Origin of the sequence: Marinoscillum sp. MHG1-6 (assembly GCF_024714475.1) — a bacterium.
Taxonomy (GTDB): domain Bacteria; phylum Bacteroidota; class Bacteroidia; order Cytophagales; family Cyclobacteriaceae; genus JAMZMI01.
Genome location: NZ_JAMZMI010000001.1, coordinates 43,994 through 68,986, shown reverse-complemented (window position 1 = coordinate 68,986; position 24,993 = coordinate 43,994). Strand labels below are relative to the sequence as shown.

General features: G+C 42.4%; 28 protein-coding genes. 18 read left to right on the top strand and 10 right to left on the bottom strand.

All coding sequences use genetic code 11. From position 1 onward, the window contains the following. Window positions 1-6 precede the first annotated feature (6 nt). Entirely contained in the window at window positions 7-879 is an 873-nt protein-coding gene (locus NXR94_RS00325) for a YicC/YloC family endoribonuclease (protein ID WP_258102557.1), read from the top strand. Window positions 880-916: 37 nt separating this feature from the next. On the opposite strand, the gene NXR94_RS00320 is transcribed toward NXR94_RS00325, so the two are convergent. Next, window positions 917-1,435: a DUF2911 domain-containing protein gene (locus NXR94_RS00320; RefSeq protein WP_258102556.1), complete on the bottom strand. Its 519-nt coding sequence runs from the start codon at window positions 1,433-1,435 to the stop codon at window positions 917-919. A 140-nt stretch (window positions 1,436-1,575) separates the two neighbouring features. Here NXR94_RS00320 and NXR94_RS00315 point away from each other — a divergent pair, with 140 nt between their 5' ends. Genes NXR94_RS00315 through NXR94_RS00300 form a run of 4 tightly spaced genes read left to right on the top strand, consistent with a single transcriptional unit; the run spans window position 1,576 to window position 3,166 of the window. Further along, on the top strand, window positions 1,576-2,142 hold the full coding sequence (locus NXR94_RS00315) for a hypothetical protein (RefSeq protein ID WP_258102555.1): 567 nt from the start codon (window positions 1,576-1,578) through the stop codon (window positions 2,140-2,142). Further along, window positions 2,143-2,469 (top strand): nucleotide pyrophosphohydrolase, encoded by a 327-nt coding sequence (locus NXR94_RS00310; protein WP_258102554.1) that lies wholly within the window; start codon window positions 2,143-2,145, stop codon window positions 2,467-2,469. It begins immediately after the preceding gene. Beyond that, window positions 2,470-2,877, top strand: a complete 408-nt coding sequence (locus NXR94_RS00305; RefSeq protein ID WP_258102553.1) for a DUF2721 domain-containing protein — start codon at window positions 2,470-2,472, stop codon at window positions 2,875-2,877. It abuts the gene before it with no gap. 4 nt (window positions 2,878-2,881) lie between these two features. Continuing rightward, window positions 2,882-3,166 carry a YciI family protein gene (locus NXR94_RS00300; RefSeq protein ID WP_258102552.1) on the top strand — a complete coding sequence of 95 codons (285 nt, stop codon included), beginning with the start codon at window positions 2,882-2,884 and terminating at the stop codon, window positions 3,164-3,166. 12 nt (window positions 3,167-3,178) lie between these two features. Here the strand turns inward: NXR94_RS00300 and NXR94_RS00295 are convergent, their stop codons facing one another. Genes NXR94_RS00295 through NXR94_RS00285 form a run of 3 tightly spaced genes read right to left on the bottom strand, consistent with a single transcriptional unit; the run spans window position 3,179 to window position 5,749 of the window. Beyond that, window positions 3,179-3,883, bottom strand: a complete 705-nt coding sequence (locus NXR94_RS00295; RefSeq protein WP_258102551.1) for a 2-phosphosulfolactate phosphatase — start codon at window positions 3,881-3,883, stop codon at window positions 3,179-3,181. Next, on the bottom strand, window positions 3,880-4,959 hold the full coding sequence (gene gcvT / locus NXR94_RS00290; RefSeq protein ID WP_258102550.1) for a glycine cleavage system aminomethyltransferase GcvT: 1,080 nt from the start codon (window positions 4,957-4,959) through the stop codon (window positions 3,880-3,882). The genes NXR94_RS00295 and gcvT overlap by 4 nt, the downstream gene beginning before the upstream one ends. Window positions 4,960-4,972: 13 nt before the next feature. Next, entirely contained in the window at window positions 4,973-5,749 is a 777-nt protein-coding gene (locus tag NXR94_RS00285) for an exodeoxyribonuclease III (RefSeq protein WP_258102549.1), read from the bottom strand. A gap of 273 nt (window positions 5,750-6,022) precedes the next feature. Between NXR94_RS00285 and NXR94_RS00280 the strand changes: the two genes are divergently transcribed. The 7 genes from NXR94_RS00280 (at window position 6,023) to NXR94_RS00250 (ending at window position 15,024) form a co-directional block, all read left to right on the top strand. Then, window positions 6,023-6,436 (top strand): DUF1987 domain-containing protein, encoded by a 414-nt coding sequence (locus tag NXR94_RS00280; protein WP_258102548.1) that lies wholly within the window; start codon window positions 6,023-6,025, stop codon window positions 6,434-6,436. A gap of 307 nt (window positions 6,437-6,743) precedes the next feature. Beyond that, window positions 6,744-7,157, top strand: coding sequence for a DUF1987 domain-containing protein (locus NXR94_RS00275; protein WP_258102547.1), 414 nt, complete (start codon window positions 6,744-6,746; stop codon window positions 7,155-7,157). Window positions 7,158-7,397: 240 nt separating this feature from the next. Continuing rightward, the gene (locus tag NXR94_RS00270) at window positions 7,398-7,799 is read left to right on the top strand and encodes a DUF1987 domain-containing protein (RefSeq protein ID WP_258102546.1); all 402 of its coding nucleotides are present in this window, start codon (window positions 7,398-7,400) and stop codon (window positions 7,797-7,799) included. Window positions 7,800-7,860: 61 nt separating this feature from the next. After that, window positions 7,861-8,667: a M48 family metallopeptidase gene (locus NXR94_RS00265; protein ID WP_258102545.1), complete on the top strand. Its 807-nt coding sequence runs from the start codon at window positions 7,861-7,863 to the stop codon at window positions 8,665-8,667. A 167-nt stretch (window positions 8,668-8,834) separates the two neighbouring features. After that, entirely contained in the window at window positions 8,835-10,031 is a 1,197-nt protein-coding gene (locus tag NXR94_RS00260; protein WP_258102544.1) for a pyridoxal phosphate-dependent aminotransferase, read from the top strand. A gap of 171 nt (window positions 10,032-10,202) precedes the next feature. Beyond that, window positions 10,203-12,533: an ATP-binding protein gene (locus tag NXR94_RS00255; RefSeq protein WP_258102543.1), complete on the top strand. Its 2,331-nt coding sequence runs from the start codon at window positions 10,203-10,205 to the stop codon at window positions 12,531-12,533. A 175-nt stretch (window positions 12,534-12,708) separates the two neighbouring features. Beyond that, on the top strand, window positions 12,709-15,024 hold the full coding sequence (locus tag NXR94_RS00250; protein WP_258102542.1) for an ATP-binding protein: 2,316 nt from the start codon (window positions 12,709-12,711) through the stop codon (window positions 15,022-15,024). Here NXR94_RS00250 and hemE read toward each other — a convergent pair. Together hemE and NXR94_RS00240 are read right to left on the bottom strand one after the other, a co-directional pair. Continuing rightward, the gene (hemE, locus tag NXR94_RS00245) at window positions 14,990-16,015 is read right to left on the bottom strand and encodes a uroporphyrinogen decarboxylase (RefSeq protein WP_258102541.1); all 1,026 of its coding nucleotides are present in this window, start codon (window positions 16,013-16,015) and stop codon (window positions 14,990-14,992) included. The two genes, NXR94_RS00250 and hemE, sit on opposite strands and share 35 nt — an antisense overlap. A gap of 62 nt (window positions 16,016-16,077) precedes the next feature. After that, window positions 16,078-16,539 (bottom strand): hypothetical protein, encoded by a 462-nt coding sequence (locus NXR94_RS00240; protein ID WP_258102540.1) that lies wholly within the window; start codon window positions 16,537-16,539, stop codon window positions 16,078-16,080. Window positions 16,540-16,626: 87 nt separating this feature from the next. On the opposite strand from NXR94_RS00240, the gene NXR94_RS00235 reads away from it, so the two are divergent. The 5 genes from NXR94_RS00235 to NXR94_RS00215 all read left to right on the top strand — a co-directional run bounded on the left by NXR94_RS00235 (window position 16,627) and on the right by NXR94_RS00215 (window position 20,589). Beyond that, the gene (locus NXR94_RS00235; RefSeq protein WP_258102539.1) at window positions 16,627-17,538 is read left to right on the top strand and encodes a M20/M25/M40 family metallo-hydrolase; all 912 of its coding nucleotides are present in this window, start codon (window positions 16,627-16,629) and stop codon (window positions 17,536-17,538) included. After that, window positions 17,535-18,074 (top strand): hypoxanthine phosphoribosyltransferase, encoded by a 540-nt coding sequence (hpt, locus tag NXR94_RS00230; RefSeq protein ID WP_258102538.1) that lies wholly within the window; start codon window positions 17,535-17,537, stop codon window positions 18,072-18,074. Before NXR94_RS00235 ends, hpt begins: the two co-directional genes overlap by 4 nt. Window positions 18,075-18,127: 53 nt before the next feature. Further along, window positions 18,128-18,706 carry an adenylate kinase gene (locus tag NXR94_RS00225; RefSeq protein WP_258102537.1) on the top strand — a complete coding sequence of 193 codons (579 nt, stop codon included), beginning with the start codon at window positions 18,128-18,130 and terminating at the stop codon, window positions 18,704-18,706. An 11-nt stretch (window positions 18,707-18,717) separates the two neighbouring features. Continuing rightward, window positions 18,718-19,704: a GTPase ObgE gene (gene obgE, locus NXR94_RS00220; protein WP_258102536.1), complete on the top strand. Its 987-nt coding sequence runs from the start codon at window positions 18,718-18,720 to the stop codon at window positions 19,702-19,704. Between the two features lie 99 nt (window positions 19,705-19,803). Next, window positions 19,804-20,589: a hypothetical protein gene (locus NXR94_RS00215; protein WP_258102535.1), complete on the top strand. Its 786-nt coding sequence runs from the start codon at window positions 19,804-19,806 to the stop codon at window positions 20,587-20,589. Between the two features lie 5 nt (window positions 20,590-20,594). Here NXR94_RS00215 and NXR94_RS00210 read toward each other — a convergent pair whose 3' ends face one another. Then, window positions 20,595-21,230, bottom strand: a complete 636-nt coding sequence (locus NXR94_RS00210) for a YdeI family protein (protein ID WP_258102534.1) — start codon at window positions 21,228-21,230, stop codon at window positions 20,595-20,597. Between the two features lie 11 nt (window positions 21,231-21,241). Then, window positions 21,242-21,826: a YdeI family protein gene (locus NXR94_RS00205; protein WP_258102533.1), complete on the bottom strand. Its 585-nt coding sequence runs from the start codon at window positions 21,824-21,826 to the stop codon at window positions 21,242-21,244. A 223-nt stretch (window positions 21,827-22,049) separates the two neighbouring features. Here NXR94_RS00205 and NXR94_RS00200 point away from each other — a divergent pair, with 223 nt between their 5' ends. Beyond that, window positions 22,050-22,724: a heavy metal transporter gene (locus NXR94_RS00200; protein WP_258102532.1), complete on the top strand. Its 675-nt coding sequence runs from the start codon at window positions 22,050-22,052 to the stop codon at window positions 22,722-22,724. Between the two features lie 18 nt (window positions 22,725-22,742). On the opposite strand, the gene NXR94_RS00195 is transcribed toward NXR94_RS00200, so the two are convergent. Both NXR94_RS00195 and NXR94_RS00190 read right to left on the bottom strand, forming a co-directional pair. Continuing rightward, window positions 22,743-23,096, bottom strand: a complete 354-nt coding sequence (locus tag NXR94_RS00195) for a hypothetical protein (protein WP_258102531.1) — start codon at window positions 23,094-23,096, stop codon at window positions 22,743-22,745. Window positions 23,097-23,235: 139 nt separating this feature from the next. Beyond that, entirely contained in the window at window positions 23,236-24,975 is a 1,740-nt protein-coding gene (locus tag NXR94_RS00190) for an alpha-glucosidase (protein ID WP_258102530.1), read from the bottom strand. Window positions 24,976-24,993: the final 18 nt, after the last annotated feature.

Genomic DNA, 24,993 nt, shown 5'->3' with positions numbered 1-24,993 from the left:
TTGCGCATGCTATTATCCATGACAGGGTATGGATCCGCTGAAGTTTCCACGCCACAGTACAACATTAAGATTGAGGTAAAATCACTCAACAGTAAATTTCTAGATGTTATTTTAAGGTCTCCTCGTGAGCTTGCGGATAAGGAACTAGAGATCAGAGGCCTAATCGGTCAGTATTTGAAGCGAGGAAAGGTGAATTTCTCAATTGAGATCCAACCCACGGAGTCGGCGGAACCTAATGTGCATATCAACGAAGCACTTTTTAATGCTTACTATTCTAAATACCTGGAGTTAGCCAATGGCTCTTCTGCCAATACGGATGAGATCTTCAAACTGGCACTACAATCGCCGGAGGTAATTTCGAGTAATGATGCTGTTGAGTTTTTGGCCTGGGATCAGGTAAAAAGCGCAATCATCTCCGCACTTGAAAAATGCAATGAGTTTCGAGCTCATGAAGGGAAAGTCCTGGAAGAAAAATTTCTGGAGTATGTATCGTTGATCAGAGAAGGGTTAAAGCAGGTATCAGATCAGGATGTACATCGGGTAGAACTCATCAGGGAGCGACTTCAGGCTGGTCTGGAGGACATCAAAGAGAAGGTTCAGGTGGATCAGAATCGTTTTGAACAAGAGCTGATCTATTACATTGAAAAACTAGATATTACTGAGGAGAAGGTTCGCCTGGCTAAACACCTTGATCACCTTGAAGAGGTAATGGGTCATACAGAATCAGAGGGCAAGAAAATGGGGTTTATTTCTCAGGAAATTGGCCGGGAAATCAACACTATTGGAGCAAAAGCCAATGATGCTGTCATTCAAAGGGCCGTAGTTCATATGAAGGACGAATTGGAAAAAATCAAGGAACAGTCTTCCAACATATTATAAACTTATGGGCAGGATGTCTACCTGCCCAATTCAGATTTTACATGCTTATTTGAAAGGGCACTGCCAGATTGCCCCAAAGCAATTGTACTAAACCATTATCACCAATTGATATAGAGAATTTCTCTGTGAATTCTTCTGAACTCTTTGGCGAAACAATAACTCTTAGAGCGTCTTTTGATGAGTCATATTTATAGGCACCCCATTGGTCCCAAACCTCATTGAAGATCAAAGTCCATTCGTCTTCATTATTGATGGTGAAGAAACCGTATTTTCCTTTTGGAAGTTTTTCGCCTTCAATCATCACATCGGCTGAAACTTCTATCCAGCTCGCTTCATTGGCCCCTGTTCTCCATACTTTACCTATCGGTGCGAGGCTATTGAGATCACGACCCTTAAGTGATGGCTGACTATAATCAATGGTAATTGTTGTGCCTTCAACGATATTGGACACCTGGTCCGGAGGACTTGGGCGTTTGCTTTTATCCTTTTGAGCTAAAAGCGTCTGTGTGCCACAAAGTATCATAATCATCATCGCAAGGAAATGTACCTTCTTCATTTTCGGTAGAATTTTAGTTTTAAGAAATATTATCGTTTAGACGGATAAATACGCCGAAAGGTTGATGGTGATGATGACAAAATGTGTCCGGACTAGTAGAAAAAGTGGAAATGTTTAAATTGTAAGAAAAATGATCACCGATGAAAAACCTAATATCCCCATTTTGGATTGCTGTTCTAATATTTTCGTGCTCGGAAGTAAGTAAGGAAAAGCGACCTCTCGTTAAGGAGGTGAGTCACAAAGTGGCCGAAATTGACGCCAATCACAGGGTGCAAATTATCGAAGATGATTTCCATGAAGGAGACTCCGTATATAAGGTGAGGGGGTATTTCATGGAGGGAATCTTACTTAAATTAGTTGGGGTACTCTATACGTCAGATATTGAACGGGATGATTATTTCTATTTTGAAAATGGGGCGCCTATCTTCTCAGGGCATGTGGTCGTATCCAAAGAGAGCAAAAAGGCGGCGGAGTATAAATATTACTATGGAAATGATGGTTATGTGGAAGAGGCGCTTTTTTGGGAGGATTTTTACACACAGGGAAGAAGGTTTCCACATGAACATTTTAATGAATTTGAACCAGATCGTGATTCTCTAAAGCGAGCTGAAGAAGAGCGCCTTCAATACTTCTTAGGAAAACTTGAGATGGAAGGGTATGAAGTTAGGCACCTCAATGAAAATCTAGACGCAAACGCAACAAGATAAATGACATTAGAGGAAGCACAGAATCAGGTGGATCAGTGGATCAGGACGATAGGGGTACGCTATTTTGGAGAGCTAACCAATATGGCAATTTTGACAGAGGAAGTTGGGGAACTGGCCAGAATAATGGCTCGACGGTATGGTGAACAGTCATTTAAAGAATCTGATAAGGGAAAAGACCTGGGTGATGAAATGGCTGATGTGCTTTGGGTGCTTATTTGTCTGGCAAATCAAACCGGAGTAAATCTTACGGAAGCCTTTCAAAAGAACGTGGAAAAGAAAACGAAAAGGGACGCTGATCGTCATCAGCAAAATGAAAAATTGAAGTAGATGGAAGTAGCTCTTACCACTCCGGCCTTACTTTTCCCGGCCATCTCTTTGCTTTTGTTAGCCTACACCAACCGGTTTCTGGCTATTGCCAGTCTGATCAGGCAGCTTCATGGGAAATACCTTCAAAACAAGGAGGGAGTTGTAGCTGGGCAGTTGAAGAATTTGAGGCGGCGGGTTTTTCTTATTCGCCTCATGCAATTCATGGGGGTTCTCAGCCTGATTTTATGTGTTTTGGCAATGATTTTCATCTATGCGCAATTGTCAGTAGTAGGAAGTGTCATTTTCGGAGGTTCACTATTATGTTTTTTGCTTTCTTTGCTCGTTTCATTGAGAGAGATCCAATTGTCCACTCGGGCCCTTGAGTTAGAGATCAGTGATATGGAGTTAGGATCAAAATACGAATTTTAGAATTATGAGTTACCTGGTAATAGGCAGAGACGGTCATGATGCGGCCGAAAGAAGACAAGCACAAAGACAGGCTCATCTGGATAGTGTGGCAAAATTGAAAAGCGAAGGAAAAATCCTTTACGCAGTGGCCATGTTAGAAGAGGGTAAAATGGTAGGTTCCGTGATGGTGTTCGACTTTGAATCTGTTGAAGAACTAGAGGTCTGGAAGGCTAATGAGCCTTACATCACTGGCAACGTATGGGAAACTGTGGAGGTGATGGAGTGCGCCGTACCCCCTGCTTTCAAATAGTGATCTGAGCCATTATTTCAACGAGATAATTCCGTTTTTACAAACGGGGATAATATCAAATTCATCTAGCTGCATGCAGTAGGTGAGGTCTTTTTCAATGCCAAAAGAAGCTAGCCTGTGCGCATGAGCAGAAGTTTGTGCCACAGCACATAAGTCGTGTTTGCTGTTTTGATAAACATGACTGGCCAATAGTGCGGCATCACCGTGACTTTGATAATTATCCAGGAGCACTTCAATTAGTGCTCCCGCAAAAAGAGTGTCCTCGAGGTTTACGGTGCCTTTCCAGCCGGCACAATGGATCACTACATCCTTGTTTGAGGCTTTCAGATAATTGGCAATAGCCGATAGGTTAAGGAACGCACCAATGAGGATTTCATCTGCGCCTTCAGATTTTACGATGGCCTGAGTGCCATTAGTTGTAGAAACGGCAATTTCTTTTCCCTTCACCATGTCACACATGTACTCGAAAGGAGAATTTCCAATATCAAAACCTTCCACTTTTATGCCACCCCGCTCCCCTGCCATAATGCGTCCGGATTTGCCTTTTTCAAAGCATTCATTGACCTCTGCAACAGGATGTATAGCATTGACCCCTGTGCCCATGCCGGCAACCATACACGAGGTCGCGCGGAATATGTCGACAACGACAGCAATTTTTCCCTTAAGCTCGAATTGGTGAATAAGCTCGGGGGTGAGACAAACTTCTACTTTATTCATGATGCAACGAATGGAGGTTTTGAAACCTCTGCTTTAACTTTTTTATCTCTAATGGAAATGAAGATCTCTGATCCTGAGGTGTGATAGCCTGTCTTTACATAACCAAGCCCTACCCCAATGTTTAGTTGAGGGCTCATGGTGCCTGAAGTCACATACCCAATTTCCTCACCGGATTCATTCAGTATACTATAGTCATGTCGCGGTATACCTCGCTCAACCATTTTAAAACCTACCAGCTTTTTTCCGGTACCCGCCTCTTTCTGAGTCCGGAGCTGCTCGGCGTTAATAAACTCTTTGGTGAATTTGGTGACCCAGCCAAGTCCAGCTTCTATCGGAGAGGTGGAATCGTTAATATCATTTCCATAGAGGCAATAGCCCATTTCTAAACGAAGTGTGTCACGTGCCCCCAGACCAATAGGCTTGATATCATATGGCTCTCCTGCTTCAAAGATTTTATTCCACACGGCCATGGCATGCTCTTTTGGTACGTATAGCTCAAACCCACCTGAACCGGTATATCCAGTGGCTGAAATAATCATTTCCACATCGGCGAGTATCCCCTTGGTGAAGTGGTAGAAGCTTATTCCCGATAGATCGATGTCTGTCAGCTTTTGGAGCACTTCAATAGCTCTGGGACCTTGTACCGCAAATAATGCGATGTCTTCAGAGATATCAATCATGTCAGCTCCAAAACGGTTTTGAGCACTGATCCAGTTCCAATCCTTTTCAATATTAGAAGCATTCACAACCAACATGTATTCCTCATCATCTAATTTATAAACAATAAGGTCATCAACTATTCCTCCTTTATCATTGGGGAGGCATCCGTACTGCGCCTGGCCCACGGTGATTTTGGAAATATCATTGGAACAAACCCATTGGAGTAAATCGAGAGATTGCGGACCCTTGACAATAAATTCTCCCATGTGTGAGACATCAAATACACCAACACCTTGCCTTACGGTCATGTGCTCTTCTTTGTCAGAAGAGTATCTCACTGGCATTTCGAAGCCTGCAAAAGGAGTCATTTTTCCACCGATTGCGACATGATGTTCGTGAAGTGGGATTCTTTTCATGTGGGATTTCTTTTTAGAATTTCATTTTCACAGCAACCGGGCAATGATCGGACCCGTGATATTCATTGTAAATTTCAGCACTTCCCAGCTGATCTTTCAATCTTTCGCTTAATAGAAAATAATCTATCCTCCAGCCCACATTTCGTTCTCTGGCTTGAAATCGATAATTCCACCAACTATATTTTATCTCTTCCGGATGAAGTTCTCTGAAGCTATCGAAAAAACCCTCTGCCAGTAAATTGTCCAGTCCATCGATTTCTTGCTGGGTATAGCCCGCAGATTTGTTGTAGTTAGCCTTTGGTCTGGCGATGTCTATTTCTTCGTGAGCAACATTAAGGTCTCCACAAACAATGACCGGCTTTTTTTCATCAAGTGCCGTAATATGGTCCTTAAATGTTTCGTCCCAGTCCTGTCGATAGTCCAATCTTTTTAAGCCGTCCCCTGAATTTGGGGTATAGACTGTAACCAGGTAGAACTCATCGAATTCTGCGGTGATCACTCTGCCTTCCTGATCATGTTCTTCTACTCCCATGTCATAGGTGACGTCAATGGGTGCCTTACGTGTCAGTATGGCAGTGCCTGAATAACCTTTTCGAGCTTTGGATGAGTTAGTATAAAACTGATAATCAGGGACAGTTGCTAATGCTGTTTTCACATCTTCAGGTTGTGCTTTAGTCTCCTGAAGGCAAATAATGTCAGCATTCATGGCTTGCACATTTTCAATGAAATCCTTTTTCAGGATGGCTCTAATACCATTAACATTCCAGGAAACAAGGTGTAGTTCAGACATGTCAGTTTCAGTTTTGGCAAACTTAAAAAAATGACAATTAGCATGGCCTTCTGGAGGGATTTAAATCCTGACAATACCATCGATTGCGCACAAGAAATAATTGTACTTTCTTTAGAGGATATGTTCACTGAAGCCAGTATGGATTGATTGGATATTGTCTAGCGAAGATTTTTATTGAAAATTTCGCAATTCGATAGTGCTTTTGATTTCGATTTTTATTAGATTAGCAGGTAGCCATAGACTATAATTAACCAACCAAACCAACCCAGCGCTATGATAGACATTTTAATTGAACCTACGCAAACGACCCCGTTTGTGAAGATCGACTCGGACGAAGGTCTGATTTCCTTTAAGGGAAAATCATCTCCCGAAAATTCTCTAGGCTTTTATCATCCAATTATCGACAAGATCAAAGTTTTGTTTGCTGATACTGATAAGCCGATTAATGCCAATTTTTCGTTTCGTTACTTTAACACCAGCAGTTCAAAATGCCTTTTCGATTTATTTAAAGCTTTGAGGCAAATGATGATAGAAAATGGTAAGGAGATAATCATTAATTGGTTCTACGAAGAGGATGATGATGATATGATGGAGACGGGTGAAGATTTTTCAGACCTATTGGACATCGATTTCAACCTGATTCCTGTTGAGGATATTTCGGAGATATCACTACGTGAAGCCGTTTAAGCAATCCACCTGTTTCGCTAGAACTCTCGCTTCTAAATATTAAACGCAATTCAAATTAGGGTCTGCAAGGTGAAGTGCCTTGATTCCTGTATGGGAAAAGTTCGTCAACTACAAACAACCGAAAGTTTTATTGGTGAGCCTCATTGAATTAGTGTCCCCTCTGCCAATTACACCATATCCTATTGGTGAAATTCACAGCCCTTATATTCCCATTCATCACATGATTTCTTGGACTCCATCTTTATTGTTTGAATAGCTCTCATCTTACAAATATCTTTGATGACGATCAGCTTATAATTGACCAGTTATGATAGATATTTTTATTGAATCTACACAAACCACTCCGCTTGTGAAGATTGATTGCAGCGAAGGCCTTATCTCATTTAAAGGCAAGTCATCTCCTGAGAATTCTTTGGGCTTCTATCATCCCCTTATAGAAAATATCAAAACCTTATTTGCTGATATCGATAGGCCTATCAATGCGAATCTCGCATTTCGATACTTTAATACCAGTAGCTCCAAATGTTTGTTTGATCTATTCAAAGCCTTGAAGTTTTTAATGGTGGAAAAAGCGAGGAATGTCAAAATAAATTGGTACTACGAAGAAGACGATGAGGATATGATGGAAACAGGGGAGGACTTCGCCGACTTGCTGGATATCGAATTCAATATGGTTCCTGTTGAGTACATCTCTGAAATAACCCTTTCTAAAGCGGTATAACTCTTTCCAAGGGGCTGACTTGGGAATTGGCTAGAACAATCGTTGTAAAAACCTTCCTGACATTCAATTAATATCCGATAACAGTCGTATTCTGTTGGTAGTTTAAACGTTTGCGCAATCAATTCATACCCATTATTTCCCCATTCATACCGTCATTTAGGAGGGTTCATCGATATTTTTTGAAAACCGGTTTACGTGTCTCTAACTTTCATTTAAATCAGCTTAAAAATTGAACCGCCTATGTTAGATGTCTTAATTCAGCCGACGCGTACCACGCCATATGTGAAGATGGATTCTGAAGAATCTATTATTGTATTCACCGGAAGGTCCTCACCAGAAAACTCGCTTGAGTTTTATCATCCGCTAATTCAAAATATCCCAAAGTTATTTTCTCAAAGCTCTGAGCCGCTTACAGTGGAGATGTCACTTTCGTATTTCAATACCAGCAGCTCAAAATGTCTTTTTGATCTTTTTAAAACCCTTAAAGTACTTTCCAAATCCGGAAAGGAGGTGGTGATCAATTGGCATTATGATGAGGATGATGAGGATATGCTGGAGACCGGTGAAGATTATTCAGATTTATTGGATCTGGAATTTAACTTCATTGAAGAAGATGAAGTGGGCCATGTCTCCTTCGCATAATTTTCCGAATTGAAATAAATCCATTTAATATGTTGTTCGTTATTTCGATAAAAATCGAAGGATGAAATACGCATGGAGATCATTGTTTTTCGCGGTAACCATTATACTCTCTGGATGTGCTGCCGTACCCATGACTGGGCGATCACAACTAAGCCTGGTGGATAATGATGAGATTTTCCCCATGAGTTTCAAGCAATATGAGCAGGTCAAAAGTGAGAATAAGGTCATTAAAGGTACAACCGAATCACAGATGATCGAGGAGGTTGGCGTTCGCATGCAAGTGGCCGTGGAGAAATATTTTGAGAATGAGGGGAAATCCGAATATCTGGACGGATATGCATGGGAGTTTAACCTTATCGAAAATGATGAAACTGTGAATGCCTGGTGCATGCCGGGAGGGAAGGTGGTTTTTTACACCGGCATTCTGCCCATTTGTGAAAATGAAGAAGGCATAGCGGTTGTAATGGGGCATGAAATTGCCCACGCAATTGCCAATCATGGGCGTGAACGAATGAGTCAGCAGAAAATGTCTAATGTGGGGTTGACCGCACTGGCGGTAGTGCTGGGGGTGGGTGGCGGCTCTGCAATCACCAATGAAATGATCATGCAGAGTGCGGGAGCAGCGACTTCACTTGGGATACTCAAGTTTTCACGTAAGCATGAATCTGAGGCAGACAAAATGGGGCTTTTCTTTATGGCTATGGCGGGCTATGACCCAGAGGAAGCACCGGAATTTTGGGAGCGAATGACCTCCGGTGACGGACAGTCTCCTCCTGAGTTTATTTCTACTCACCCCTCTCATGACACCAGAATTAAAGACCTTAATAAGAACATGCAGGAAGCGCTAACCTATTACCATGCTCATTGATGATATTGCGTTGAATGTCATTTGCAGCCAATGATTGTTTCGGTTGGCCGACCTACCGCCACATAAAATTCTAAAAATCTGGTTTTCAACCATTAAAACATTCAAAAAGTGGTTTGATCATCCTTCCAGATTCACTAGTTTTGCCCCCGCTTATTTTTAACGACACAATGGATTTACGATCTACAAGAATCAAAAACATGGCCGAATCGGCCACTCTAGCGATGGCTGCAAAAGCCCGCGAGTTGAAGCAGAAAGGTATAGATGTGATTGGACTGAGTTTGGGCGAACCGGACTTTAAGACGCCTAAGCACATCTGTGAAGGAGCCAAAGAGGCAATCGATGAAGGTAAATACTTTGCCTATCCTCCGGTAAACGGATATTTGGATTTGAGAGAGGCGATCAGTGAGAAGTTTAAGAAGGAAAACAATCTTGACTATTCTCCTGATCAGATCGTTGTTTCAAACGGAGCCAAGCAATCTATTGCTAATGTGTTTTTGGCGTTGCTTGATCCGGGAGATGAGGTGATCGTATTTTCTCCATACTGGGTGAGTTACAGTGCACTTGTAGAGTTGGCAGAGGGTAAATGTGTGTTTGTAAAGGGAGGCATCGAAAATGATTTTAAAGCGACTGCTGAACAGGTAAAGGCAGCGATCACAGATAAAACAAAAGCAGTGATTTTCTCTTCACCATGTAACCCGACAGGTTCGGTGTTTACAGAAGAGGAGCTTGCGGCTATTGCCAAGGTGTTGGAGCCACATCCAAACATCGTTGTGCTTTCGGATGAGATCTACGAATTGATCAACTACGGAGGAAAGCATGTCAGCATTGGTACAATGCCTGGTATGATTGAGCGTACGGTTACTATCAATGGATTTGCGAAAGGGTTTGCAATGACCGGATGGAGAGTGGGGTACATCGGTGCACCATTGTGGGTGGCGAAAGCAGCTAATAAGATCCAGGGTCAGCTGACTTCTGCAAACTGCTCCATTGCCCAGCGTGCGGCTTACACAGCTTTGACGACTTCGCTGGAGCCTTCTTACGAAATGGTTAAGCAGTACGAAAAGAGAAGAGAGCTGGTACATGGACTTTTATCTGAAATCCCCGGACTGAAGGTAAACAACCCGATGGGGGCGTTTTATTTCTTCCCGAATGTGAGCAGCTATTTCGGAAAGTCTGTAGGTGACACCAAGATCAATAATGCCACAGATCTTTGTATGTATCTACTGGAAGATGCCCAGGTTTCTGTAGTAACAGGTGACGCTTTTGGGGATCCTGAGTGTTTCAGATTGTCATATGCTGCGTCTGAGGAAGAGCTGAAAACAGCGATTTCAAGAATTAAGGATTCATTGGCAAGACTTTCATAATCGAGAGTTTTCAAAATATAGTCAACAACAAAAAAACGGGACATTTGTCCCGTTTTTTTGTTTCACCCATCTTGTCAGATTCCAATAAGTTTAAAAATTTGTTGAAATTGATGTTTCAATCAGGAATTAGGTAGCTCATAAATTAAGAGCCTGATACGGGATTGTTGTATTATGAATGGGAGCCGGCTTTTACCATTGGTATTGTTGTGTCTGAGTTTTTCTGCTCAAGCATTAAATCTTCCTGTGGGTGTCATTGACCTGAGGGAAAAAGATTTCAATAAAAATGAAGTACCACTCGATGGTATATGGGAATTTTACTGGCAGCAACTTCTAACACCTGATAGTGCCTTCGAACGGAGTGAGTTAGTTCCCTTCCCGTCTGTTTGGTCCGGTATTCCCGATCGAGATCTCCCTAACAAGGGATTTGCCACCTATCGTGTAAAAGTTCTTTTGCCGTTAAATGACCACAGCTATACGCTTCACGTTGAGGATATGTTTTCAAGCTTTGGCCTGTTTTGGAACGGGCAGCAGATTCTCGCAAATGGAAAAGTAGCTACCACCAGGGAACAGTATCAGCCTCAATGGAAGCCTGATTTCATAGAGTTGAGGAATGTACGGGACACCAATGAGTTGGTGCTTCAAATTGCCAATTTCGATCACAGAAAAGGGGGCTCTTCTCAAAGTTTGACTATCGGTGAGTCAAGCATGATGAAGGCAAAGTTATTTTCACTGTGGACCTATGATCTGTTGCTTACGGGTAGTTTGCTTATTGGCGGGCTCTTTTTGCTGGGGTTATATTTTTTCGGGCATCATGATAAGGCGATTTTCTATTTTGCGCTGTTCTGCATTGTCTACTCATACCGCGGTATTGGAGCTGGGTTTTATGAATTGCATCACCTCATTGACTGGTCATGGTATCTTCTCTCACGGCTGGAATATATCACGCTTTTTGTCAGCGTTTTTCTGTTTTCCAGGTTTGTATATAGCCTTTATCCCGAGGTGATCAAAAAGGAAATCTTTACTGTCCTTAATGTGATCTGCATTGGCTTTGCTGTCATGGCTATATTCACACCTGCCTCTGTTTTTACCTTTTTGATGACACCATTTCTGATGGTAACGGCGGCTTACATTGGTGTGGCCTTTTATATCTACATTTTGGCTTATCGAAAAAAGTTGATTGGGTCACAATATGCTTTGGGGAGCACCGCAGTAGTTCTGGCCATATTAATGTATGACATGCTTATCTATTTTAATTTTCTAGAGCGTGTCGAATCGGTAAATTTCTGGGGGAAGGAGCTGTTCCTTTTTTCCCAATCACTCATACTATCCTATCGGTTTGCTTATACCTTAAAATCTGAGAAGCACAAGGCGGAAAAGGCCTCTCAGGCGAAATCAGAATTTTTAAGCACAATCAGTCATGAAATACGAACCCCTCTCAATGCGGTAGTCGGTCTTTCTCACTTGCTATTAACTGAAAACCCTCGGGATGACCAGAGAGATAACCTATTATCCCTGAAGTATTCTGCCGAGCACCTGACTGCTCTCATTAATGATATACTTGATTTTAATAAGCTGGAATCAGGATCAGTAGAGTTTGAAGAGATGTCGGTAAACCTACGTGAACTGGGAGAGAGGATTGTTAATATTTATTCTCCCAAGGCTGAGGAGAATTACCTTCATCTGGAGTTTGTGTGCGATGATCGGATAAACTCCAGTCTGCTGCTAGATGCTACCAGGCTTTCACAAATCTTGAACAACCTGATTGATAATGCCATTAAGTTTACGAGGGAGGGGTCTGTGGTACTTCGCATGATCATGGTAAAGCAAAACAATACAAGCCAGAAAATCAGATTTGAAGTATCAGATACCGGGATAGGAATTCCATCGGATAAACAGGCAGTAATTTTTGAGAGGTTTACTCAAGCCAGTTCTTCTACCACTCGAGAATTTGGCGGTACCGGTTTGGGACTGTCGATAATAAAAAAATTACTGGAACTTCAGGGATCTCAAATAAAACTAAGTTCATACCCCGGGGAAGGTTCAACTTTTTACTTCACACTGAAGTTTACGATTGATGATTCCAGGAAACTTCCCGCTGATGATGAGGTTGTTATGGATGAGGCACAATTACAAGGTAGAAAGGTACTACTTGTAGAGGATAACAAGATCAATGTGGTGGTTGCAAGCAAATTCCTGACCAAATGGGGGATAGCTGTCGACCATGCAGAAAATGGTGAAGAAGGGGTTGAAAAAGCCTCATCGACGTCCTATGATTTGATTCTGATGGATTTACAAATGCCTGTGATGGATGGGTATGAAGCCTCCAGGCTGATTAGAGAAAAGGACACGAGCATTCCAATCATTGCTCTTACGGCGTCTGCGCTCTTTAGGGTGCAGGAAGGAATCTTCGATGCGGGGATGAATGATTTTGTCTTAAAACCATTTGATCCTCAGGAGCTGAAAAGAAAGTTATCGAAGTTTTTGCCCGAACCTGCCGATTAGGTGGAATGGGTTAACATAAAGTATTGAAAGTGTTAGTGTTACCAATTCTTGGTGTTTTTGTCTTTTTCAATAATATTACCCTTGTAACCCAGCTACAGGCAATAAGAGTTAATGAGGCACCTGGCGATTACATAAAATGAATAGGCACACTTTTATTCTATTAATTATAACATTGTTGAGTATCGCAGATGTTCAGGCTGAGGCGATACGCGGTGTGCTTGATTTGTCCAAAGAAAGTTTCAAAAACCAAACCTATGATCTGGATGGAGAATGGGAGTTCTACTGGGAGGAGCTGGCGCTTCCGAATATTTTGCCATCGAGAAATAATTACATCGAATTCCCATCGCTATGGAATAATTACGTCATAGAAGGCGAGGAAATTGGTTCATTTGGATATGCCACCTACCACTTAAGAGTGGTACTCCCGGATACTAGCTGTTCCTATACCTTACATGTTGAGGATATGTATTGTGCTTTCAACTTGTTTATCAATGGCGATCTGAAGTATACAAATGGAGTAGTAGGGAAGACCAGGGACGAGTACAGGCCTGAGTGGAAACCAGATTTTATTCATCTCGGTCCCTTGAGTGATACACTGGATATTGTACTCCAGGTATCCAATTTTGATCATAGCAAAGGGGGGGCTTCAGAGGGTATGGTTCTGGGGTCCGAGGAAGATATGGTTCATGAGGAAAGGGGGATCGTGGCGTTGGATTTGTTACTAACGGGTAGCTTGTTTATGGGAGGACTTTTCTTTCTGGGACTCTACTTATTTGGTCACCATGATAAGGCTATTCTATTTTTTGCATTGTTCTGCATTGCTTATGCATATCGAATTATTGGGTTTGGGTATTATGTTCTCCATGCGCTTTTTGATATTCCCTGGTGGCTTTCTGTCCGTTTGGAATATTTGGCCCTCTTCATAAGTGCTTATCTGTTTTGCAGTTTTGTGCAAAATCTTTATCCTGAATTGGCTAAAGGGTGGCTCTGGAAGGCATTAAATATTATCTGCTGGGTATTCTGCCTGATCGTGCTCATCACGCCGCCTGTATTTTTCACAAGGCTGGTTACGCCTTTCTTTGCGTTGTTGATGGTATACCTGGTTCTTACGGTTCGTGTTTACTATCAGGCCTATACCCGACGTTTACTTGGGTCCACTTATGTGTTAATCAGTACCACGGTTGTTTTTGTGGTTTTCACTTATAATATATTCGTGTATTTCGGTTTGCTGGAATCCATGATGATCGCCACTTTTTTGGGGTATGTGCTATTCTTTTTCTCACAATCCCTGGTTTTGTCTTTTCGCTTCGCTTACACATTGAAAGCTCAAAAGGAAAGGGCCGAAATCGCATCGCAGGCTAAGTCAGACTTCTTGAGTACCATCAGTCATGAGATTCGGACTCCTCTCAACGCAGTCGTAGGCCTATCGCATTTATTGCTGGCAGAGAACCCGCGAAAGGATCAGGAAGAAAGCCTGACTTCGTTAAAGTATTCAGCAGAGCACTTAACCACATTGATCAATGATATTTTGGACTATAATAAGCTGGAGTCCGGGACAGTGGAGTTTGAGGAAATGAATGTGAATCTGAAGGAGATGAGTAATCGTATCCTGAAGATATATACTCCAAAGGCAGAAGCAAAAGGGCTTTATTTGAAGAGCGAGTGTGATCATACTGTGAAGCCAAATCTTTTACTTGATGCTACCCGCTTTGCTCAGGTTATTAATAACCTGGTAGACAATGCGATCAAATTCACAAAGGAAGGAGGCGTGACGATGCGTATGAAGGTGATTACCGAGGATCAGGATGAGCAAACCGTCAGGATTGAGGTGGAAGATACCGGTATGGGAATTCCTGCAGACAAGAGAGAGCTGATTTTCCAGCGATTTACCCAGGCTAGCTCCTCTACCACCCGAGAGTATGGAGGCTCAGGATTGGGTCTATCTATTACCCGAAAGCTACTGGAGCTACAGGGAGTAAAAATTAAGGTGGATTCCGAAGTTGGTAGGGGCTCAACCTTCTATTTCATACAAACTTTCCCCATTGGGGATCCTTATGAGGTGGAGGGTTTTGTGGATAATGTGTCCGAAAGTACCAGGCTTGCTGGTCGGTCAGTCCTGTTAGTAGAGGATAATCAGCTGAATGTAATGGTGGCATCCAAATTCCTTAGTTCCTGGGGGCTTGAATATGATTTGGCCAGTAATGGTCGTGAAGCCGTTGAAATGGCTGAAAATAAGCTATACGATTTGGTGCTGATGGACCTGCAGATGCCGGAAATGGATGGGTACGAAGCCGCCAAAAGGATTCGTATGCAAGATGCAAACATCCCCATAATAGCGCTGACAGCCTCTGCTTTATTTCGGGTTCAGGATGGGATCTCTAAGGCAGGTATGAATGATTTTGTGACCAAACCTTTTGATCCCAAGGAACTAAAACGAAAAATGGAGAAGTATATATTTAGGGCTTCTCGAAGTTCTGCACCGTCTGAATAAAGTGTTTGACTTTGTCTGGGTCAGTATCCGGATAAACGCCATGTCCCAGGTTAGCAATGTGAGCATGCCCATCGAATCGCTTCAGCATTTTATGTGTTTCAGCCGTGATCATATCATAGTCACTGTACAGTAGACATGGATCAAGATTTCCCTGCAATGTTTTAGTTGGCAGTAAGGCCTTAGTGCCCTCTATATCCATGTTCCAATCCAGACCAACCGTACGGCAATCCACATTGTTCATATCGGCCAGTGCAAAGAAGGCTCCTTTTGCAAAGACGGTAATAGGAACTTCCCTTATCTCCTGACAGATTTGTTGAATATACTTTAATGAAAACTCTCGGTATTGATCCGGAGGCAATACCCCTGCCCAGGAATCAAAAACCTGTACCATGTCAGCGCCCGCAGCGATTTGTCCTTTGAGATAGGCAACGGTGCTTTGGGTGATCAGGTCAAGTAGTTTATGAGAAAGTTTTGGGTCCTGATAAAGCATTCTTCGTGCTTTGCTGAAGGTCTTACTACCTCCACCCTCTACCATGTAGGAAAAGATAGTCCATGGAGCTCCCGCAAAACCAATAATTGGTACACGTCCATCCAAACGTTTCTTGGTGATTTTGATGGCATCAATGGTGTACTGAATATCCTCATCTGAGGCAATCTTAATACTGGAAAGGTCTGCTTCCGAACTAATTGTTTTTGGAAAATGGGGTCCTTTTTGCTCCACCATTTCATATTCCAATCCCATTGCTTCTGGTATGACCAGGATATCTGAAAAAATGATTGCAGCATCTACCCCCAGCAAATCCACCGGTTGGATCGTCACCTCAGCAGCCAGCTCGGGCGTTTCAACCAGTTCTTTGAAACCGCTCACGCTTGCACGTACTTCTCTATACTCTGCCAGAATCCTTCCGGCCTGCCGCATTACCCAAACAGGAGTTTTTTCAGTTTTCTCTCCTCTTGCGGCTCTCAGTATCAGATCATTCTTCAATTGCATGCCGCAAAGATAGCCAAACAGGTCACTTTAGAATGTTTTTAAAAAAAGCTGTAAAAGGTCAATCAGGGAAGGATAATAAAATCTTTGATAAGCCAGCTGGCGTACTTTAAAATCAGGGTAAGCACTACGGAAAAAACCCCTCCAAAAATCCACATCCAGGTAATAATCTCATTCTTTTTTCCACCAAGAGCGTTGGCGAGGATGGTTCCACCCGGAGGTGAAAGTAGCAATGGGGTGAGCAGGGCAATTCCTTTTACTCCATATTTATTCCATATTGTCACAAAGCGTCGGTTTCGTTTAGTAAAGACCTTTTTTTTCTTCCTGACTCCGAATACTCTAATGGTCAGCGCTCTGATCTCTTCTCCGAAATGGGTGATAAGATAGACTGTCGACATCATGCCTGCCGTAGTTAGAATGGCAATAACGGGAATGCTCATACCAAAGGACAAACCCAATGAGGGGCCAAAAATGAATTTGAGGCCTGAGAGCAAATAGACAACCAAGTATTTCCAAATCTCCGACATGCGCTGGCGAATTACAGCTTGAAATTATACGAAAATCCAATGCCGTCGGCTTATGGCTAGGTTATATTTGCTGCTCTTAACAAAAAAATGAAATTACTCGAGCAACTTGTAGCGGTTCATGCACCTTCCGGAAGCGAATTCCGAATGACCAATTTTGTGCTGGACTATGTGAAAAAGCAAAGCAAAAAGTGGGCAGTAACTCCGAAGGTTTTGGCCGGATCTGAGCTACATGATAATGTCATTTTGGTATTTGGAAAACCGAGAACGGCCATTTTTGCTCACCTCGATTCCATTGGATTCACAGTGAGATACGAAAATCAACTGGTACCCATTGGAGGTCCGGAAGCAGAGAATGGTTTTGTGTTGGTGGGAGAGGATAGCCTGGGGCCGATTGAGTGCAAACTCAAAGTGGATAAGGAACATCACTTATTCTATGATTTTCCCAGGGGAATAGATACGGGAACAACGCTTACCTTCAAGCCGGAGGTTAACATCAGACGAAACAAGATTACCAGTCCCTATATGGACAATCGCCTGGGAGTGTACAGTGCCTTGAAGGTGGCTGAGACTCTAACTGATGGCATTATTGTCTTTAGTACCTATGAGGAGGTAGGAGGTGGTTCGGTACCGATGTTGCTGGACTATATCCAATCACATTTCCCTGTTAGCCAAGCGTTGATTTCTGATATTACTTGGGCTACTGAAGGCGTTCAGCTAGGGGGTGGAGTGGCAATCTCCCTAAGAGACCGTCATATTCCCAGACGTTCTTTCTTAGATAAAATTATAAAGTTGGCCGATGAATCGGAGGTTCCTTATCAGCTTGAAGTGGAATCGTCCGGATCAAGTGATGGACGTGAGGTGCATATGTCACCCTATCCAATTGATTGGTGCTTTATTGGTGCCCCGGAAGAAAATGTGCATTCCCCAAAGGAGACTGTGCATAAGGATGACATTGATGCTATGATTCGCATGTACGAATACCTAATGAAAAGACTATGAGTAAACGATTGCAACTCGGTGACTTAAGTTTTGAGTCTTACATTGGTAAGAAGGAGATCAGGAAGACCGTAAAGCAGCTGGCAAAAGCGATCAATAAGGATTATTCTGGTAAAGAGGTCATCCTTGTTGGTGTTCTTGATGGCGTGGTATTGTTCCTGGCAGACTTGTTGAAGAAGTTGGACCTGGAGATTAAGCTAGAGTTGGTCAGGCTTAAATCGTACCATGGAACAAATAGCACAGGAACGATTGAGGAGGTTGTAGGTTTGAAGGCAGACTTAAAAGGCAGGCATGTGTTGGTGGTGGAGGATATTATTGATACCGGCCAAACTTTGTCAGTATTCCTTCCGAAGCTGGAAAATCAACGGCCGGCATCTCTTGAAGTAGCCTCTTTGCTACTTAAAGAGGAGGTATTTGATAAAAAATTCCCCGTAAAGTATGTCGGGAAGAAAATAGAAAACAAATTTGTGGTCGGTTATGGCATGGATTATCAGGGACTTGGGAGACAATTGCGGCAGATTTACGCCGTTTCTGACTGAGTGATAAACCTGAAGATTCAGCTATATTTACCCTCTTTTTTAAATTAAGCAACATGTTGAATATCGTATTGTTCGGCCCTCCGGGAGCAGGCAAAGGCACCCAGAGCGAAAATATCATTGAAAAGTATCAACTGGTTCATATCTCAACAGGTGACCTTTTCCGCAAACATTTAGGCGAAGGGACTGAGCTGGGCAAGTTGGCTCAAGGCTTTATGGATCAGGGTAAACTTGTGCCGGACGAAGTAGTCATTGGCATGGTCGAGGACAAAATTCAGGAAAACCTTGACGTGCCGGGTTTTATTTTTGATGGTTTTCCAAGAACTGTCAATCAGGCCGATGCACTGGATAAAATGTTGGCGAAACATGATCTTTCTATTTCCGGAATGGTGGCCCTGGAGGTTCCGGAGGATGAGCTAAGAGCTCGTATTAAAGAGAGAGCCAAGACCTCAGGTAGGGTAGACGATCAGGATGATGATAAGATCACTACTCGAATCAAGGTTTACCAGGACGAAACAGCACCGGTAGCAGGCTATTATAAGGCTCAGAGTAAATTCAACAGCATCAACGGTGTGGGAAGCATCTCCGAGATCTTCGATCAAATCGCCGGAGTAGTTGATGTGCTTCCTGTCTGATAGAATCCTTTATGGAATCCAACTTCATCGATCACGTAAAATTTTATGCCCGTTCCGGGGATGGTGGAGCTGGTTCCGTCCATTTTCGTAGGGAAAAGTTCGTTCCAAAGGGTGGGCCGGATGGTGGTGATGGTGGCCGTGGAGGTCATATTATCCTTAAGGGTAACGCCCAGCTGTGGACTTTGCTTCACATGAGGTATAAGCGCCATGTCAAGGCCGATCATGGAGTGGCCGGTGAAGGTGGTAATCGCTTTGGTGCCAATGGTGCTGACATTGTGTTAGAAGTGCCACTGGGTACCGTTGCTAAAGACGCTGAGACGGGAGAAGTCGTCCTTGAAATCCTCGAAGATGGTGAAGAAAAGATCTTGCTCGAAGGGGGTATGGGCGGATTGGGTAACTCGCACTTTAAGACCCCAACTAATCAGGCGCCAAGATATGCCCAGCCGGGAATAGAGGGCGTCGAAAAATGGGTCGTGCTTGAGCTAAAAATCCTGGCTGATGTTGGCCTGGTAGGTTTCCCGAATGCAGGAAAGTCAACCCTGCTTTCAGTAGTTTCTGCAGCGAAGCCGGAGATAGCAGATTATCCTTTCACCACACTGGTGCCCAACCTTGGGGTGGTACCCTATCGTGACTACAAATCTTTTGTGATAGCAGATATTCCCGGAATTATCGAGGGAGCGGCAGAAGGGCGTGGGCTCGGGTTGAGATTTCTGCGCCATATTGAGCGTAACTCCATGCTGCTTTTCATGATACCTGCTGATGCGGAAGACATCCAGGTAGAATATAACATCCTGGTTGGGGAGTTGGAAAAATACAATCCTGAACTGCTGGATAAGCAGCGATTGCTGGCCATCACCAAGTGTGATATGTTAGATGAGGAGCTTATTGAAGAAATGAAAGCAGAACTTCCCGAGATCGAAACATTGTTCATCTCCAGTATTTCCGGATTGGGTATTCAGCAGCTTAAAGACAAGATCTGGGTGAGCTTGAATGGGTGATGGAAGGTTAAATCTAGCTGTTTATTTTCCAGGTGATTTTACGTGTTGACTTGTATTGAATTATTTCATAGATTCAATGCATCACTATTTATGTCTCCTATGAAACCTGCGCTATTAACACCATTGTTTTGTGCCTTGATTTTTCTTGGATGTGATAAGGGGGAGGATGAAATCAAGCAAGAAGAAGTTGTTGAAATGGTAGTGGGGTCAGCTGGGGGATCTGTAAAGAGTTCTGACGGAGTTGTTTCCATATCGATACCAGAAGCAAGTTTAAGTGAAGATGTTACCATAACAATTGAAAAGGTGTCGTCACCCCTGAGTGGGAATATTGGAGACACCTACAAGTTTGGCCCAGAAGGGATTGAATTTGATACCGCAGTAACTATTTCCTTTAACTACAGTGAGGACAGTGTTGCTTCTAATGAGTCTGATCTAGGTGTGTTCTTCGTTAATGGCGATAGCTGGGAATATATACCGACGGAAATAGATTCTTCAGGAAACATAGTAAAAGGGTATGTGGATCATTTTACGACTTTTGGAGTGTTGGTGGCTCCAGTCATTTCAACCATATTTGATAATTTGTGGGATGTGACTCTTAATTACCCCAATGATGTTTCATGGCATGCTGATGTTGATTTTTACGTGGAATCCCCAAAAGCATACACGAAATATGATGAGCCGGACTATCCGGGGCTTTATTTAAGTTTTGGTGATCTTTCTCTTTTGAGGATAACCTACAATGATGTTGAAATATTGAAGGTGGAAATTGTGTGGGACATTGGGGCTGGTGAGAAGTATGTTTACACCGGAACGGTTAATAGCTCGGCGAAAACCATGGAAGGTACCCATTTAGGACCCGGAACCTGGTCTGCAGTAGTTAAGTGAGCCTTTCACCGATCATGAAATCCTTTTCCTTCCAGAATTTTTGGAATACATTTTTCAATCCTGGATTCGCGGGTGCTGGATTGCTTGGGTTGGGAAAAATGTAGGATGTATCCTCGCTGGCGTCCGGTTGTCAATGCCTCAAAAGCAGATTTTATATCCGGATTCTCTGCAAACTTGTTTTCAAGTTCTTCGGGATAGACCAGCTCATTTTTCTCCTTAAAGTCAATGGTCAATCCGGCTTTTTCAATTTCTATTGCTTCGAACAGATAAGCTTTCAGTTTAGATTCCTGTTCTATAATTTGTTTTATATCGGTGAATTTGATCAATCGAGCTGATTGGGAATTCTCGCCCGGTTTTTCCAATAGCTGTGAGGCATCCTGTATTAGGGCGCCTTTAAAAAAACTGATTGACGCATATTCTTTAAATGCGCTGACAATGCAAATGTTTTTGCCTTGATAGGTGTAGCACGGCACATCCCATTTGATTTCCTCAATTAGACCACAATTAATCACAATACTTTTTAGCGCTTTTAACTCGGCACTCCAGGAATGTACCTTACATTGAGGGGTTCCTCCTAAATTGCATCGTCCGCATCCATTGGTGAGGTAATCTTCTACGGTAGTTGGCGTTACTCTTGGCATAATCCTAAGATCTATTCGTCATTCAATCCTTTTCCGCTGAGAATGTGATCCCAATATTTTTCAATTCGTGACTCGCGTGTTTTTGACTGTTTGGCCTGCGAAAAATAAAGAAGGTATCCTCGTTGCCTTCCGGGAGTTAGCCTCTCGAACGCTCCTCGAAAATCCGTATTTTCATCCAATGCCTTTTGAAATTCTTCCGGCATGTTGAATTCTTTGGTCTTCTTGAGCGGAACTTTTAAGCCAGCTTTCTCTACCTCTATGGCTTCAAAAACATAGGCTTTGATAGTACTTTCCTGATCAACGATTTCCTGATATTGTGTAAAACGAAGCTGACGTGCTGATTGCACATTTTCCGTTTGTTGAACAAGAATGTCTTCAGTGTCCTTCAACAGGACTCCTTTGTGGAATAACAATGCACAATATTCTTTAAAACCATGAATAAGTACCACATTACTCTTTTGGTAGGTGTAGCACGGAACTCCCCACTTGAGCTCTTCTATAAGCCCACAGTCCAGCATTATTTCCCTTAGCTTATTGTATTCAGGTTGCCACTCACCGTCTTTCTCGAAAAAGAAATCAACTTTTGGGTTTTTCATAACTACAATTTAAGAAAGGACATTTTTATGTTGGCATTTTGGGTGGAATAATGAGGGCGTTTGTCATATTTTTTAGCGTGGGTTTCAGGCTAGGTTGTGAAGCAATGCAAAGGATGATCTCGTTTCATTATCAGAAAGATTTTCTATTGAAAAATGATGTAAAACAGTAAATTTCCGGCTCTGAAAACAGATAGATTCATTACAGCCATTTATTGCATTTGTTATGACTAAAACCATTCGAAAGACTTTACCGCGTGATGTTAGCCTTGGGATTCTTATCATCATTTTTGGGCTCGTGTTTTTCCTTTCTGGTCAGCTTTTCGAGACGAGACAGTCGGAAGTGGGAGGACTTATTCATAACCTCTATTTTGGCGAGTTTCTGGTAAGTACAGCGGTGATAATCATGGTTTTGATATTATGGGAAGAGCTGTTATTTCCTGTTAAAATTCTACCAGCGGATGATGGGCTTGTTTTTCGTAATCATAGAACCAAACTCAAAATCCAGGCTTTCATCTACCTGACCATTCCTGTTATTGTGGTTTTTCTTTATTCGACATTTGAGGTCAACCTATTTAGGTTTTTTGCATGGGCAGGGGTTTGTCTGGCCCTGCCCGTCGCGGGGAAGTTGGTTTCAGGGATTAATAACTACAACGATTTTCTTAAGTTGACTGGTAGCGTTATTGAGTACAAAAACAATGAGCTAGAGGGTGCGTTTGTGATCAATGACATCAAAAAAATGGAGCTTACAAAAGACGATACGGGTGATCTTCAGAAACTCAATCTTGACTTAGCAAATGGTGATTCTGTTATTATAGATCTGGATGAAATGGAATTGGAAGCCTATTATGAGTCTATCGAGGAATATATTCATACTCATTATTCCAACTTATTGAAATAACAGCCGGCGTGGGTAAGTCTATTTCTCTTCTTTGAGTTCTTTAATCTCTGCAGTCAGTAGATCTATTTTTGCCAGAAGCTCTCTCATGACAGGGTTGGATGAAGAGGAGTTTCTAAGTTCTTCTTCACGAAGACCGAATACTGTGTCTAACCGTCCAATGATCAGTGAAAGTCCTATGAATATTATAAAGAGGATCGGCGCGGAAACGATTAAATTTTCAAAGATCAATTGACCCACGGAGGTGTCTTTATAAGCTTCTAAAAGGACGAAAACGATCATAAGGAATTGGGCATACCCGATATACATGCGGGCCCTGTCGATATAGACCTTCCATCTTATTAGCGATTTTTTATTGGCTTTGATTTTACTCATTAGTTTGTTGCTTTAACGTTTTCTGATATAGTAAATAATGACACCGGCTTAGAAATTAGAAAAGGGAATTCCGATTGTTTACGATGGAGATCGATGTCAGGTTGATCTCCCTGGCACTCAAATTCATTTTAAGCATCCTTTAATTGCTTCTATATAATCTAGCCTCCCATGGTTGCAACTTTAATTGCTCTTGACCTATTATATCATCAGTTCTTTCCGTATTACAAAGGATTAGATTATAGCCTTTGAATTCATTATTGATGTCAAAGCTGACTGCTTCATCGGACATATTTAGCACTACGAGATAGGTGTCACCTACACCACTTCTGGTATATGCGAATACCTGGTTATTATCAGGGTCAATATCCAGATATTCCCCATATATCAGGCTTTCATTATCTTTACGGATATCCAAAAGCCGCCTATAAAAGTGGAAAACAGAATTTGGATTCCTTATGTCAGTCTCTGCATTGATTTCATCATAATTTGGGTTCACACCTAACCAACTATTTTCACCATCTGTGAATCCTCCCAAAATTGTGTCCGACCACTGCATCGGTGTCCTTGCGTGATCCCTTCCCGATTTGTTTAGCTCAGCCAGATAAGTTTCGGCACTGACTCCACTGGCTAATACGTCATCATAATTTCCCTTGATTTCAACATCATCAAACTGCTCAAAAGAGGTAAAAGGGTAGTTGGTCATACCGATTTCCTCCCCCTGATAAAGGAAAGGTGTTCCGCGTTGGGTAAGGAGGAGCATGGCTAGCAGCTTTGCAGAGGCCGCTCTATATTCTGGCGAGTCATTTCCAAATTTGCTTACGCTCCTTGGGTTGTCATGGTTGGTTAGAAATATAGTGGGCCAATGAAACCGGTCCAGGGCACTTTGCATAGTAAATAAGGCTTTCCACTCGTTGAGTTTCCATTCATTTTGAGTCCAATTATCTCTGCCTATTCGAGCTATATCAAATAAAAATGCCAGGTCTATTTCATTTCTTCGCTCGTCAGTCATCCGCTGGGTTAATTCAGGACTTACTCCGAAAGCTTCTCCAACTGTCATCACATCATAGTTCGACAAAACTTTCCTGTTCATTTCATTTAAGAATTCATGTAAACGTGGACCAGAAGCATAAATCCACTCTGGATGATTTAGCATTTCTTCATCCATTTCCGGGAAGTCTTGATGCTTTGAAATCAAGGGGATGACGTCCATACGGAAGCCATCAACACCTTTATCCAACCAATAACGCATGATATCATAGACTTCCTCCCGTAGTTTAGGGTTTTCCCAATTCAGGTCAGGCTGTTTTTTGGCAAAGTAATGTAGGTAGTACTCACCATCAGGACCGGCCTGCTCCCAGGCGGATCCACCAAAAAATGAAGGCCAGTTGTTAGGTTCTTTACCGTTATTCCCCGGCTTCCAGATGTAGTAGTCCCTATAAGGATTCTCCTTTGAAGACATACTTTCCTGAAACCATCTGTGTTCATCGCTAGAGTGATTTACCACCAGATCAATGATTAATTTGATGCCTCGCTCATGTAACCCGTTTAATAATTGATCAAAATCATCCATGGTACCAAACTCCTCCATGACCTTTCGGTAATTACGAATGTCGTATCCATTATCCGCATTAGGGGAATCAAAATGTGGGCTGAGCCAGATGATGTCTACACCAAGGGTATCCAGATAATCTATTTTAGAAATAATACCCTGAATATCTCCAATGCCGTCACCGTTGGAGTCCATAAACGATCGTGGATATATTTGATACACCACTTGCTCTTTCCACCATTCTCGTTTAACCATATCCTCACATTCATATTGCACGTCCTGTTTGTTGCATGCTAGAAGGATAATTATTAGCAAAAAGTGGTTTTTCATGGATGTATATTTTGATTA